10 protein-coding genes and 1 pseudogene are annotated in these 14,064 nt (G+C 65.8%); 5 read left to right on the top strand and 6 right to left on the bottom strand.

The window, feature by feature from the left end; genetic code table 11:
* The first annotated feature begins 88 nt into the window (after positions 1 to 88).
* On the top strand, positions 89 to 1,954 hold the full coding sequence (locus P6U25_RS03435; RefSeq protein ID WP_407150050.1) for a sigma-54-dependent Fis family transcriptional regulator: 1,866 nt from the start codon (positions 89 to 91) through the stop codon (positions 1,952 to 1,954).
* A gap of 16 nt (positions 1,955 to 1,970) precedes the next feature.
* Here P6U25_RS03435 and P6U25_RS03430 read toward each other — a convergent pair whose 3' ends face one another.
* Positions 1,971 to 2,720 carry an SDR family oxidoreductase gene (locus P6U25_RS03430; protein ID WP_407150049.1) on the bottom strand — a complete coding sequence of 250 codons (750 nt, stop codon included), beginning with the start codon at positions 2,718 to 2,720 and terminating at the stop codon, positions 1,971 to 1,973.
* Positions 2,721 to 3,084: 364 nt separating this feature from the next.
* Between P6U25_RS03430 and P6U25_RS03425 the strand changes: the two genes are divergently transcribed.
* Entirely contained in the window at positions 3,085 to 3,561 is a 477-nt protein-coding gene (locus tag P6U25_RS03425) for a hypothetical protein (protein ID WP_407150048.1), read from the top strand.
* Between the two features lie 231 nt (positions 3,562 to 3,792).
* Here the strand turns inward: P6U25_RS03425 and P6U25_RS03420 are convergent, their stop codons facing one another.
* The 3 genes and pseudogenes from P6U25_RS03420 to P6U25_RS03410 all read right to left on the bottom strand — a co-directional run bounded on the left by P6U25_RS03420 (position 3,793) and on the right by P6U25_RS03410 (position 8,301).
* The gene (locus P6U25_RS03420) at positions 3,793 to 4,347 is read right to left on the bottom strand and encodes a flavin reductase family protein (protein ID WP_407152408.1); all 555 of its coding nucleotides are present in this window, start codon (positions 4,345 to 4,347) and stop codon (positions 3,793 to 3,795) included.
* Positions 4,348 to 4,430: 83 nt separating this feature from the next.
* Positions 4,431 to 5,532 (bottom strand): annotated as a pseudogene (locus P6U25_RS03415) (LLM class flavin-dependent oxidoreductase).
* Positions 5,533 to 5,958: 426 nt separating this feature from the next.
* A complete protein-coding gene (locus P6U25_RS03410) occupies positions 5,959 to 8,301 on the bottom strand; it encodes a mechanosensitive ion channel domain-containing protein (RefSeq protein ID WP_407150047.1) in 2,343 nt (780 codons plus the stop codon).
* 321 nt (positions 8,302 to 8,622) lie between these two features.
* Here P6U25_RS03410 and P6U25_RS03405 point away from each other — a divergent pair, with 321 nt between their 5' ends.
* The 3 genes from P6U25_RS03405 (at position 8,623) to P6U25_RS03395 (ending at position 11,716) form a co-directional block, all read left to right on the top strand.
* Positions 8,623 to 10,356, top strand: a complete 1,734-nt coding sequence (locus P6U25_RS03405; RefSeq protein ID WP_407150046.1) for an ATP-dependent Clp protease adaptor ClpS — start codon at positions 8,623 to 8,625, stop codon at positions 10,354 to 10,356.
* Positions 10,357 to 10,443: 87 nt separating this feature from the next.
* Positions 10,444 to 10,908 (top strand): Rrf2 family transcriptional regulator, encoded by a 465-nt coding sequence (locus P6U25_RS03400; protein ID WP_407150045.1) that lies wholly within the window; start codon positions 10,444 to 10,446, stop codon positions 10,906 to 10,908.
* Positions 10,895 to 11,716, top strand: coding sequence for a class I SAM-dependent methyltransferase (locus tag P6U25_RS03395; RefSeq protein WP_407150044.1), 822 nt, complete (start codon positions 10,895 to 10,897; stop codon positions 11,714 to 11,716). Before P6U25_RS03400 ends, P6U25_RS03395 begins: the two co-directional genes overlap by 14 nt.
* Before the next feature lie 10 nt (positions 11,717 to 11,726).
* Here P6U25_RS03395 and P6U25_RS03390 read toward each other — a convergent pair whose 3' ends face one another.
* Together P6U25_RS03390 and P6U25_RS03385 are read right to left on the bottom strand one after the other, a co-directional pair.
* Positions 11,727 to 12,365: a response regulator gene (locus P6U25_RS03390; RefSeq protein WP_407152407.1), complete on the bottom strand. Its 639-nt coding sequence runs from the start codon at positions 12,363 to 12,365 to the stop codon at positions 11,727 to 11,729.
* 20 nt (positions 12,366 to 12,385) lie between these two features.
* Positions 12,386 to 13,807: a HAMP domain-containing sensor histidine kinase gene (locus P6U25_RS03385; RefSeq protein WP_407150042.1), complete on the bottom strand. Its 1,422-nt coding sequence runs from the start codon at positions 13,805 to 13,807 to the stop codon at positions 12,386 to 12,388.
* Between the last annotated feature and the right edge of the window lie 257 nt (positions 13,808 to 14,064).

The following is a 14,064-nucleotide window of genomic DNA, read 5'->3' as shown; positions in this document are numbered from 1 at the left end:
GGTACCCTCCCCTGCGACCCCGCCCGCCGATTGACATTCGCGGTCCGGCTGCCAGACTTCGCTGGAAATACAGGGTGGAGACCTCCGGATGGCCAATCTCGCGGCCTCGAATCATGTCGCCCGTGTTTTGTCGACGGCCAATCAGGGGGCCGGCGTCGACGCTGAATCGCGCATTGCGACGTCCTGGCGGCGCTGCCTGGTCAATCACAAGCTCGATCCAGCGCGCCGCGGGCCGCCGCAGACCCTGACCGAAGCCGAGGTCCGGCACATCGCCGAGCCCATGGAAGACCTGATCCAGGTCGCGATCCCGGAACTGGAAGACCTCGCGCGCGTGCTGCGCGACTCCGGCTACTGCGTCAATCTCGCCGACCCCAACGCCACCATGCTGGTGAGCCGCCTGCCCGAGGGCGACTACGCGCGGATGTTCCTGGAATGGAAGATCTACACTGGCTCGAACTTCGCCGAGACCTTCGAGGGCACCAACGGGCTCGGTACCGCGCTCGCCGAGCAACGGCCGATCCTCGTGCATGGCGATGAACATTTCCGCGAGCAGTGGCACATGTTCACCTGCGCGGTGTCACCGCTGTTCGACCCTGCCGGGCGGCTCGCCGGCGCTGTCAACATCACCTCGTGCCGCAGCGATCTCGGCCGCGGCGCCCATGAGCTCGCGCTCGCCGTGACCACAGATGCGACGCGGCGGATCGAGCGCGCGTTCTTTCGCCGGCGCTATCGCGCCTCCTGGATCGCAACCCTGCCCGGCGACGGGCACGGCATGCTCGCCTATGACGACGACCGCCGCGTCGTCGGTGCCTGCCGCCACGCGCGCGCTGCGTTCGGATTGACCGATGCGATGATATCTGATGGCATCGACCTGTCGCATCTGATCCAGCTCGACGATCGCGCGGCGCGGACCGCGGACGAAGCCGTCGCGCTGCGCCGCGCCGACGGCACGCCGTGGGGACATGGCCGCGTGGCACCGCCGCTGCGCACGCGCTCGCCGCGCCCGGTCCACGCGCCACCGCGCGACACGTCGGGGGGACCATTCAATGGCCTGTATCGGCTCGCAGGGGGCGATCCCGTGCTGCTGAAGGGCGTGAAGCGGCTGATGACAGTCGGCAATCTCGACCTGCCGATCCTGCTGCACGGCGAGACCGGCGCCGGCAAGGACGTGTTCGCACGCGCGATCCATGCGGCAAGCAATCGTGCTCGCAACAACTATGTCGCGCTGAATTGCGCGGCGATGCCGGAGAGCCTGATCGACGCCGAGCTGTTCGGCTACGAGGCCGGCGCCTTTACCGGCGCGCGGCGCGAGGGATCGAAGGGGCTGATCGTGCAGGCGAGCGGCGGCACGCTGTTCCTGGACGAGATCGGCGACATGCCGCTGGCGCTGCAGACGCGGCTGCTGCGCGTGCTGGAGAACCGCGAGGTCTGGCCGCTCGGCGCGCTCAAGCCGGTGCCGGTCGACATCCGCCTGATCAGCGCCACGCATCGCGACCTCGCGCAGATGGCGGAGGACGGCAGCTTCCGCTCCGATCTCTATTACCGGCTGCGCGGCATGGAGGTGCGGCTGCCCGCCCTGCGCGAGCGCGCAGACAAGCAGGAGGTGATCGCGCAGATCGCGGCGGAGGAAGCGCCGAGCTGCCGCATCTCGCAACCCGCCTGGACGCGGCTGATGTCCTATCCCTTCCCCGGCAACATGCGCCAGCTCCGCCACGTGCTGCGGCTCGCCGGCTGCACCGCCGAAGACGGCGTCATCGCCGAGGCCGATCTCGATCTGCCGCCGCTGGGCGGCCGGACCGCCGAGGCCGATCATACAGCGAGCGAGCGCGCGACAATCGTCGAGACGCTACGTGCGAGTGGCGGCCGCGTGTCGGAGGCGGCGAAAGCGTTGAAGCTGAGCCGTGCGACACTGTATCGGAAGATCAAGACGCTGAAGATCGGGCTGGACGGCTGAGGTCACCTGTTCAGGCTCAAGCCCGTGAGCGCCGCAGCCATTCGTTCAGATCGATGCGGCCGAGGCGCGCCTCGCCGAGGGGCACCAGCGAATGCTCCTCGACCCGGCCGCCCCAATAGAGGGCCTCAGGGTCTCTCACGACCTCACGCGAGTCCCCGGTTGCCTTCAGGTAGCGGGATATGAATTCGTTGAACGGCGCGCGTTCCGGACCGGCGATCTCGACGATGCCGTTGTGCGGCGGCTCGAGCGCCACATCGGCAACGAAGGCGGAAACGTCTTCCGCGGCGATGGGTTGGAACAGGCCCGGCGAGAGCTTGATTGTGTTTCCATCCGCACTCGCATCCGCAATGGCGCCGATGAATTCCATGAACTGCGTCGCGCGGATGATGGTATAGGAAATGCCGGAAGCCACGATCAGTTTCTCCTGCGCCACCTTGGCACGGAAGTAGCCATTGTCAGGCGTGCGGTCGGTGCCGACGATCGAAAGCGCGACATGATGCCCGACGCCAGCCGCCGACTCCGCCGCAAGCAGGTTGCGGCCGGAGGTTTCGAAGAACGCCATCACCGCCTTATCCTCAAAGGAGGGCGAATTTGCCAGATCGATCACGACCGCTGCGCCGGCCATCGCTTCCTTGAGCCCCTCGCCGGTGATGGCGTTGATGCCGTTCTTGGGAGAAGCAGCGACGACCTCGTGGCCGCGCTGACGCAGAATGGCTGTGGTCTTCGAGCCGATCAGTCCGGTACCGCCGATCACAACGATCTTCATGGATGATGCTCCTTGTCGGTGACGAGATGTCGTGCCGGAAGGATTGGTGACCTCGCACGGTCTCATCGATTCCTCGCACGCAATCACACCATAGCATGCTGCGGGCATCTCTGACGTCGCCGAACCTGTCATCGTGCGCGTGCTTGCACGTCCGTTGGCTTATCCGGGGCTGCGCTTGCTGAAGCTTTTGCCGTCGCGTAGACTGACGGGTGCGTCCCGGCCGGTATGCTGGGGTACTGAAAGCTTCAGCCGCTGCCGGGATATCACCGCGGGCTCTCTTTCGTGCTGCAACGCAAATGCTGGGCATGACGTATAGCCCGCTGTGCACTCCTTGATTTGATTTCAGCAAACGCAGGAGGAGTCTATGCGGAATTTTATCACCATTTTCGTTTCCAGCGTGGCAATTGTCGCTGCGGCCTCGACCGCCGTCGCGGGCGAGAAGGTGCTCGAGTTCAAGCTCGTCACCAAGCCGATGGACGTCAAGGTCATCGAGGCAGCAAACGTCGAGGGGCAGTCGGTCGTTGCCGGCAAGTTCTTTGGTGTTGCCGTCTTCAATGATGGCCGTATCGGGGTGAAGGAGTTCGTCCATTCGGGAGACATGCTCAAGGGCTCGGGCTCCTACTACGGCTACAGCACCTACACCTTCGAGGAGGGCTCGATCACTGCGCGTTACGCCGGCGCCGTCAAAGACGGAAAATCGCATGGCGAATATACGATCCTTTCGGGCACGGGCGCCTATGCGAACGCAACGGGTACGGGAACGATCGACAGCGCGCCCAATCCGTTCAAGGGAGTCAATCTCCTGAACATCAAGCTGGACGTGAAAACGCCGGGGTCATAGCAGCTTAGCACCGGCGAGCCCTCAACAGGAACAGCGACGCCTCACGTGAGCATTGGTCCGGTGGCGGCCGCGTTGCCGCGCCGGGCCAACCTGATCAACAGCGGCGTAAGGTGGAGCCTTCTCCGCGAAGTCGGTGAGAGATAGATGCGTCGAGAATCCCCTCACCCGTATCGCGTCTTCGACGCGATACGGCCCCTCCCCGCACGCGGGGTGAGGTGAACGACCAAGCGATCAGGAAAACTCGTTCCAGCTCACGCGGCGCGCGTCGAGGTCGCCGAGCGTGACGGGATCGCGGATGTCGCGGACGCTGTGGAAGCCGCTGCGCAGATAGACCAGCGGATCGACCGTGGTCGCGGCGCGGACATGCTGGACCTCGCCGATGAAGACCGAATGGGTCTTGGTCTCGAGTTCCTGCGTCAGCACGCAGTCGAAGGCGGCGACCGCATCCTCGAGCACGGGGGCTCCGGTGGCGCCGATGGTCCAGCGCCCAAACGCAAACCGGTCATCGCCGTTGATGCCTTTCTGGCCGGAGAAGGTCAGCGCCAGCAGTGCGTGCTCCTCGTTCAGGAAGTTCACGACGAAGTGCCGCTCCTCGCGGATACGTTCATGCGCGCTGGCATTGCGGTTCACGCAGACCAGGACGGACGGCGGATTGTCCGAGAGCGAGCAGGCCGAGGTCACGGTCAGGCCGGTGCGCCGTCCGGGCTCAGAGCCGACCGTCACCAGCGCGACGGCGCCGGCGCAATGGCGCATGGCCTGCTTGAAACTCTGTGCATCGACGGTCATGCCGCGAACCCCGGTGTCGAAAATACCTCGCATCAAGATATGCGACACAGGGTGCGAGGCAAGCCCCGCACCCTGCGCACCAGTCATGCAGCCTTCTCGAACTCGGTGCCGAGATGCTTGAGCCGCGGCATCACCTCGTTCTTGAGCAATTCCAGCGAGCGCCGCCAGGCCTCCGGCTTGTGCTTGTAGTCGAAGCCGAACACCAACAGCACGCCGAAGCCGCCGACCTCCTGATAGATCTTCTCGATCTTCTCGGTGACGGTCGCCGGCGAGCCGACGATCCAATTCCGGCGTGCGCAATATTCGACGGTGACGTCGCTGTCCGGCACGTCGGGCGCGTGCTTCAGATAGTCCTTGAAGCCGAAATGGCCGAGCAGCGGCAGGAAGTATTCGCTCATCATCCGGCCCATCATGTCGCCGACCGAGAGCTTCCAGGCCTCCTCGTCGGTGTCGGCGACGAACACCTCGCGCACCATCCGCCAGTCCTTGCGGCTCGGCTTGCGGCCGGTCTTGGCCGCGCCGGCCTCGACCGATTCCCAATGGCTGCCGACATAGGCCGGGTTGAGGTTGAGGCTCATCGGGATGAAGCCGCGCTCGCCGGCGAGCTTCAGCGTGTCGGAATTCTTCGACAGGCCGGCAACCCCGATCGGCGGATGCGGCGCCTGCACCGGCTTGATGTGCGGCTTGAGGAAGTCGAACATCGTGTCCGGCTTGGTCACCGTCCAGTACTTGCCCTTGTGGGTCCACGGCGCCGGATCGGTCCACATCTTCAGGATGATCTCGAGCGCCTCGCGGGTCATGTCGCGGTTCTGCCCCGACATGCCGTCGACGTTGAACATCGCCCAGTCGCTCGGCAAGCCGCTCGCGGCGACGCCGAAATTGAGCCGTCCGTTCGAGAGATGATCGAGCACCGCGACGCGGTTGGCGAGGCTCGGCGGGATGATGATACGGCAGCAGGAAGCCGCCGGGCCCGATGCGGATGGTCTTGGTTTGCAGCAGCGCCTGTGCGATCAAGAGATCGGGCGACGGATGCGGCTCCCAGGGCGCGGTGTGATGCTCGCCGATCCAGGCCTCCTGATAGCCGAGCTCATCGAGCCAGCGCAGGGTCTGCAAGTCCCAATCGTGGCCCTCCTTCAATCCGCACTCCGGCGGATGCGAGGGCATGGTGAAATATCCAAGCTCCATGGCGTGTTCCTTCTCGCTGGAAATTCAGTGGTGCAATGCGTCTTGCCGCGCATTCGCGAGAGGAGTGAGCAAACGCTGTGCCAGCGCGGGAGTCGCTGATTATGCGAGGGAAGGCCGGGTTTTCGACCGGGTGTGGTCGATGTGTGGGCACATGGATGCGCGGACCGTCTCAGAGTCGCGAGACGGTGTCGCAGCCGTGAGACGAGCCGCCGGCGTTCAGCTCCGGCAGGTTACTCCCTCGCCCTGTTCTTACGGGGAGAGGGTTGGGGGTGAGGGGCCGCGTCTGCATACTCACTAATAGATGCGTTCGCGGAAGCTCCCTCTCACCCGGAACGCATCTAACGATGCGTTCCGACCTCTCCCCGCAGGCGGGGCGAGGTGAAACGAAGCCCGCGCTGCTCGATTGATGCGCGCAGAACTGGCGCCCTACCCCGTCGCGCGGCGCGGCGACGCGTTGGCTTCGGGTTCGGACGGTGCCGGAATCTGCATCAGGATGGTCTGGTTGGCGGAAGCGATCTCGATCCCCTCCTCCTGGAAGCGCCGCTTCATGCGGCGATTGAACTCGCGCTGCACCGACCAGCGCCCGCCGTCGGTGCAGCGAATCTGGCCGACGATCGTCACGACCGAGCCGTCGACCTTGTCGACGCCCCACAATTCCAGATCGCCGCGGATCAGCGGGCGATACGTGGCCTCGCGGCGCATCTCGGCCACGATGTCCTTCAGGATCTCGCCGGCACGGTCGGTGTCTTCCTTGAAGGCGACGTTGACGCTGACCGCGGCATTGCCGGCGCCGCGGCTCGCATTGGTGATGGTCGTCACCGCGCTGAACGGCACGACATGCACCGAGCCGTCGCCGGCGCGCAGCCGCATGGTGCGGATCGAGACGTTCTCGACCACACCGGACAGCCCCGACACCGTGACGGCGTCGCCGACCTGCACGGTGTTCTCCAGCAGCAGGAACAGACCGGTGATGAGGTCCTGCACCAGCTTCTGCGAGCCGAAACCGATCGCGATGCCGACGATGCCGGCGCCGGCGAGCAGCGGCGCGACATTGACGCCGATCTCGCTCAGCGCGGTCAGGCCGACCACGGCGACGATCAGGCACAGCAGCGCGGTGCGCAGCATCGGCTGGAAGGTGCGCAGCCGCGCCGCCCGGGCAAAATGTCCCTCGCGCGACAACGTGTTGATCTGCCGGTCCATCAGCGCATTGGCGACCTCCCAGATCACGGCGGCGGCGAGCGCGGCGATGCCGATCGTCACCAGCGCCGAGATCAGCCGGCTGCCGATCTGGCCGCCATAGAACCAGACGATGGCGTCGACGCCCCAGACCTCGAGCAACGCGACGAAGCCGATGAAGGCGATCACCGCCGAGACGATCTTGCGCAGCAGCGGCAAATAGCGATTGGCGCGCACCTCCAGCCCCGGGAAGCGCTGCAACAGCTCCGGGCTGATGCGGAAGCCGCGATCGATCAGGCTCAGCACCACCATGGTGATGAGACGCGTCACCAGCAGCACCGCGATGGTGCCGACGAAGTATTGCAGCAGCAGCGAATAGCCGTTGCGGATGTTGAGCGCCCAGACCGCCCACAGCGCAAGGTCGAGCGCGATCGCCAGCACATGCCAGAGCCCGGCGACGCGGCTACGGATCCGCGCCGCAAGCCCGACGCGATCGGCCGGCGGGCGGATGGCATCCGCCACCTGGCGGCGGCACTGCAGGATGATGACGACGAGGAAGAGATGCACGATCAGCATCACGAGCCGCAGCAGCGCGGCATAGCCGGCGCGATGCAGGCCGAGCAGCAGCGCGACATTGGCAAAGCAAACGCCGGAGACGCCGACGGCGACGATGCGCCGCGCCCAGATCTCGATGTAGGCCGCGGTCTCTGCGCGGATGCGGAACAGACCGAACGGTCCCGCCAGCGCCCGCACCGCGCAGATCAGCGCGCGCGAGAACGCGTAGGCGTTGACGACGGCGAGGATCACCAGCCGCGTGGTCGACTGGTCGCCGATCTCGGTGCCGAGCAGCGCAGTGGCGACGCCGACGAACACGACCACCGGCAGCAATTCGAGCAAGAGGCGCCCGAGCACGAAGGGCAGCCGGACCACCGATTGCCAGGCCCGGGCCAGGCTGAGCCGGCGGCGCTGCAACTCCGGCTCCGGCGTGACGTCGGTGACCGAGGACGGCGGAGTGGCGGCCGCGAGCGCCTGCACCGGCACGCGCGCGGTCTGCGGCAGCCGCGATTCCAGAAACGCCACCGGCCGCTTGATCAGGCGGAACGCCACCCATTCGACGGCCAGCGCGCAGCCGAGCACCAGCGCAAGCTTCCAGGCGATGTCGATCAGGAGGCCATAGGCCGCCGGATCATTGGCGGTGCGCACGAACCAGTAATAGAAGGCCGGGAAATGCGTCAGCGTCCGCGCAACGTCGGCGACCTCGCGCGACATGTCGGTGACCTGCTCCGACACCATCAGCAGGAGCTGCGCGCCGAGGCTGTCGGCGGTGAGTGGAATCGGGGAGTGCTCTTCCGGTGCGGGTTGCGCCGCCTGCGGCGAGGCATTGGCGATCGCGCGCAGCGTGTTGATGATCTCGCCGCGCTTCCTGTCGTCCTGCAGCGTTTCGAGCGCTCGCTTCGCCTGCTCCGGCGTCAGCGTATCGGCGGTATTGGCCTGCTGCTGCGGCGGGGCCGGCTTGGCGCTGGGCTGCGCGATGGCAGGAGAAACGAACAGGGCGATGACGAGAAGGATCGCAAAACGAAGTTTGTGCGACACGAGAGCCTCTTAAAATAATTGCGCGACAGCAAATCCCAGGCCTGGAATCTGCCCTCGCGCTCGCGTCATGTCGGATCGATCCTTTTCGCCTTGATGATGTGTCGGAAGTTTGCCGCCGTGACGGCGATCTCTTGGCATTTGTCGCAACACAATCGTCACAAGCGTTGAGCCGCGTTTACGCATGCAGGATGCGTTTTCAGGCAAGCCGGGCGAGCGGCTCATCACACGCCAGGGCTGAGCCCGGGCGATCTTTCGCTTGACGCGCCGGAACCTCTGTGATGTTCTTATTTTGTTCTTTTGCTTCAGTTGTTTGGGGGTCTCATGCACGACGTCTTTGCCGATGATGGTCCGGTTCAGCTCTTCATTCACGACGACGGCGAGACGCCGCTTGAGTTCGTCCGGGACCTGTTGCGCACGGTGTTCGGCAAATCTCAGCAAGATGCGATCGCCTCCGCAGCCTTGATCGAGGCCAACGGCGCAATTCCGTGTGGCCCCTATCCCGCACCGGTCGCGCGTGCATTGCTCACGAGCGCGAAGTGGCTGATCCGCTCCAAGGGCCAACCGTTGCTCATCACCACCGAATCCGCCGATGCCAGCCGTCCCTGCGATCTCTGCGAAGCACCGAGGGCGGTTACCGAGATATTTCTGTCGGGCACGACAGCCTCCCTGTGCAGCGACTGCCTGCTCGCTGCACGCCGCAGCTCGGAGGAATTGCCGAGCGACGAGTTCAGATATGCCTTCGCCGCGCTCGAATGGCATTTCGCCGGAATACCGCGCAACCAGATCCTGACGCGGTCACGGCGGTTTCCGGGTCATATGCGCGCCGACGTTCAGATCGCGATCGACAGGCTGTTCACCACGCCGCTCCACTTCTTCGGCATCCACGAAGCCTCTCGCTACGAGACCATCGAGTTCGCGGCGCTGATGAAGGACAGCCGCGATGCGCCGGCAATCGCGCCTCCGCAATATCACGACGTCGATGTCGGCGAGGCGGAGCCGGTGAAGTGCCTGGTCAATGGATTGTGGCTGTGCCGAACCGGAGAGCTGCGCTACGCCGTGCTGCTCAGCTTCCATCGCGAGTACGGCTACGAGCCGACCCTGCGCATCGAACTCGCGGTGCCCGCCGGCGCCGCCGGCAATGCCCTCGTGCAACGGACCCTTGCCGAGCTGGAAGCGGCCGTGCATGCGGCGCGCTCCTATCGCGGCAAGATCCTCTCGCTCGACGGCGACGCCGAATACCGCGGACGTTCGCGCGGCGTCACCGTGCATCGTCTGCCGACGGTCGATCGCGACGCAGTGATCCTGCCGGACCGGACACTGCGACTGCTCGAGCGCAACGTGCTCGATTTCGTCGGAAGCCGTGAGCTGCTGCGCAAGCTCGGCCAATCGACGCGCAAGGGCATCTTGCTCTACGGCCCGCCCGGCACCGGCAAGACCCATACCATCCGCTATCTCGCCACCAACCTGCCGGGCCACACGACACTGATCATCACCGCCGAGCAGGTCGGCTTGCTCGGCGCCTATATGAGCCTTGCGCGCCTGCTGCAACCAAGCATGGTGGTGATCGAGGACGTCGATTTGATCGCGCGCAGCCGTGAGGAGATGGGCGGCCCTTGCGAGGAATCCCTGCTCAACAAGCTGCTCAATGAGATGGACGGCTTGAAGGAGGACTGTGACATCCTGTTCGTGCTGACCACCAACCGGCCGGAAGAGCTGGAAAGTGCGCTGGCCGGCCGGCCCGGCCGCATCGACCAGGCGATCGAGGTGCCGCTGCCTGACGAGATCGGCCGCGGCAAGCTGGTCCGGCTCTACGGCAAGGGCCTGCCGCTCGACCAGGGGGTCATCGACGACGCGGTACGCCGCACCGAGGGCGTCAGCGCGGCCTTCATCAAGGAGCTGATGCGCCGCCTCGCCCAGGCCAGCATCGCCCGCGACGGTAGCCAGAATGTCACGACGGCCGATATCGAGGGAGCGCTGAGCGAGATGCTGTTCGACGGCGGCCACCTCAACGTGAAACTGCTCGGCGGCGCGCAGACGTTGAGCACGCAGCGATAATTGCATGGTGCGTCCAGGCGCATTTGCCGCTTCCAATGTTGGAGCTCGCACTTGACACAGTCGCTATCATGTAACATGTAATGTTACATGATACGCGATAGCCGTTTATCGAGTGTACTGCACGGGCTTCTCCACATGATCGGAGCGGCCGGGCCGGTGACATCAGACCAGCTTGCCCGGGCGATGGGGACCAACCCGGTCGTTGTCCGTCGCGTCATGGCCGGGCTGCGCGAGCAAGGTCTCGTCCACTCCGAGAAGGGGCATGGCGGCGGCTGGACGCTGGCGCGCGAACCATCCGACATCACGCTCGCGGACATCTATCGCGCGGTCGGCGCGCCGACGATCATCGCCATGAGCCATCGCTCGGAAAACCCCGGCTGCCTGGTCGAGCAGGCCGTCAATGACGCGCTCGGAGATACGTTTCGGGAGGTCGAAGCGATCTTCCTGACACGGCTGGGCGCCGTCACGCTCGACGCGCTGGCCAAGGATTTCAAGCGCCGGCTGGCCAAACACAAGCAGACACTCGAGGAGCAGGTTCATGCAGCACGGTGAGCAGACCGGCCATCTGCCGTTCAGCGACCCCGGACGTTGGGACAAGATGGCCGCCACCTACGACGCGCAGTCGCAGCCGTTCACCGCGCACTTCGCCGAAGCCGCGGTGGCGACGCTCGCGATCAGCCCGTCGTCGAAGGTGCTCGACGTGGCGACCGGCACCGGCGTCGCGGCGCTGGCCGCCGCCCGCACCGGGGCGCAGGTCACCGCGATCGACTTCTCCGCCGGGATGGTGCAGCGGGTCCGCGCGCATGGCGTGGCGAATATCGAGGCGCAACAGATGGACGGTCAGGCGCTCGATCTGCCGGACGCTGCGTTCGATGCCGTGACATCGGTGTTCGGCGTCATGCTGTTTGTGGATTGGCGCGCCGGACTGCGCGAGATGGCGCGGGTGACGCGGCCGGGCGGATCGGCGGCCATCGCCGTCTGGAAGAGCCCGGACGGCGCAGCAGTGCATCTCATGGTGTCGCGGATCATCCGGACGCTCTATCCGGACCTGGCCGTCCAATCGCCGGCGACGGGCCTGACCGCGCTGGCCGATCCCGGCCGCTTTGCCGCCGCTGTCGTTGCCGCTGGCTTCGTCGATCCCAAGATCACAGAGGTCACCCACGACTTCATCCTTGATGTCGCAGATGACCATGGGGCCGATCGTCTGTTCGAATTCGGGCCGCAATGGCAAACGCTGAACGAGGCGCAGCGCGCGGCCGTCGCGCGCGAATTCGCAATGGAGGTCGAGCGCGGACGCAGCGGCAATGTCTTCCTGATTCCGTCGACGGCGCTGATCGTAACGGCGCGTCGGCCATCGTAAGAGCGCAAGATCAGGCCTCGCCCCAATCGCGCTGCGACAGAATCCCCTGCCGCAGCGCGAGCCGCACCAGCTCGATATCGGAGCCAACGCCGAGCTTGGTCTTGATCAGGTAGTGGAGATTGGCGACCGTCTTGGGACTGATATGGAGCGTATCGGCGATCTCGTCACTGGTCCGTTCCGCGAGCAGCATGCGCAGCACTTCGAATTCCCTCGGCGACAACACGTCGGCGGCGACGACCTCACCGGCCAGCTTGCTCAGCGCCAGCTCATGCTCGATATCCGGACTGATTGCGATCCGGCCGGACAGGACATCCATCGCGGCCTGCACCAGCGTCTCGGGCGGACTGGTCTTGGTAACGTAGCCGCGCGCACCTGCGCGGATCGCCTGCACGGCGAAGGCCGCATTCTGGTGCATGGTGAAGACCAGGACCTGCGCATTGCGATCCCATTGCCGGATGCGCCTGATCGCTTCGATGCCGCCGATGCCGGGCATCGCGAGGTCCATGATGACAAGATCGGGCTTGATCTCCTTGAACAGCCGATACGCCTCGACGCCGTCGGCGGCCTCTGCGACGACCCGCAATCCCGGCTGCTTCTGCAACACGGCGCGATAGCCCTCGCGGACGACGGCGTGGTCGTCGACCAGCATGACTGTCGCGACCGTGTCGTTCACGCCGCGTGCTCCGTCACCATGCCGCCAACATCAGGCCGATCCATCGTCCCCACAATCGGGATCACGGCGCGCAGACCGGAGCCGCCGCCCTGCCGCGTGGCGAAGCTGAACTTGCCGCCGAGTGCCGCCACGCGCTCACGCATGCCGAGCAGGCCCATGCCGGATCCGGCCGGACGATCGCCCGCATGGCCGTCATCCTCCACGATGAGCTCGATGTCGCCACCGGAATCGCCCTGTGGATCGCGCACCGCGATCGCGAGGCTGATCCGGCTTGCGCCCGCGTGCTTGGCCGCGTTGGTGATCGCCTCCTGCGCGATGCGATAGAGATTGGCCGCCAACTCCGCCGGCAAGGTATCGCAGATCCCGGACAGGCTGATCTCGAACCGGGTCTGCCCGCGGCTGCGGCTGTTCCATCCGGCGATCAGGCCTTCCAGGCTAGCAGTGAGGCCGAGTTGCTCGACGTCGGGCGGCCGCAACCGGAACAGCGCGCCGCGCAGCCGCTCCATCATCTCGGCCGCCGTCCGCGCGACGCCGTCGCATTCCGGCAGGATGGCCGGGCAGCTCTGCGCCGCGCCCTGCCGGGCCGATGCCGCCAGCGCCCGGATCGCCGCCAGCGACTGCCCGAATTCGTCGTGAAGCTCGCGCGCAAGGTGCATGCGCTCGTCGTCCTGCAGGGCGATCAGGCGGCGGGTCAATTCGTTGCGTTCGGCAAGCGTAGTGCCGAGGCGCTCGGCGAGATGGTTGAAGACGTCGCGGATGGCGGAGAGCTCGGCGAGGTCGAAGGGCGGCAGGCGAGCCGCAAGGTCCCCTGTCGCGATCCGCTCCAGGCCGTTGCGGATCAAGCCCGTGGGACGAAGTGCGCGCGCCAGCGCCATATAGACGAGCGCGCCGAGCAGCGGCAGCGCCAGCGCCAGCGCAGCCATCACGCGGCCCGCGCCCTGCCAGGCCTCCGAGGCAAGCGTCGCCGGATCGACCGAGACGACGACGTCGCCGACCCTGCTGCCGCGCGAGAACACTGGCTGGACCGTTTCGCGCCCGGGATCGAACAGCTTGCGATGGAATATGGCGAACGCATATGGCGCGTCGGCCGCCTCGCCTCGCGGTCCGCCACAGACGCGCTGCACCATCGCGCCGCCCTGATCACGATAGGCGATGCACAGGCCCGGCGTCATCACCGATCCAGCGATCTCCTGAAGATCGGGAAAGCTGGAGCGCGGCTGGTTGATCCATTGCATCTTGTTCTGCTGCAGCTCGAGGGTCCGCGCCGTGATCGAGGCGATCATGTCCAGCCTGGCATGCACCGATCGATCACCGTCGACCAGGAAGAAGGCCGATATGGCGGCAAAGCAAAGCGACGACGCGGCGATCACCCGCAACGTCAGGCGGAGTTTCAGATCGCTTCCCGGAAACATCTGCATCGGTGGCCGTCCTGGCTTGGCTGACCCTGAGGCATCTCTGCGCCAATCTAGCGGCCGAACCGGCCCGACGGGAAGCGCCGCGGCTCCGGCTTGGCGACGTCGTGAAAATTTCCCGGTGCCACGCGTGACGGGATCGGCTTCGATCAATCGTCCGCTCTAGCTAGGCTTGCCAGACCGTTCACCCCCACCGCGACAGGTCCGTTGCCATGCCCCGCTCCCGCTCCATGTTGCCAACGTTCGTTCTCACTGGGCTTTTC

The sequence above is a fragment of the Bradyrhizobium sp. ORS 86 genome (assembly GCF_045571475.1).
GTDB lineage: Bacteria > Pseudomonadota > Alphaproteobacteria > Rhizobiales > Xanthobacteraceae > Bradyrhizobium.
Note: the sequence above shows the minus strand (reverse complement) of the source record. Positions and strands in the feature narration are given on the sequence as shown.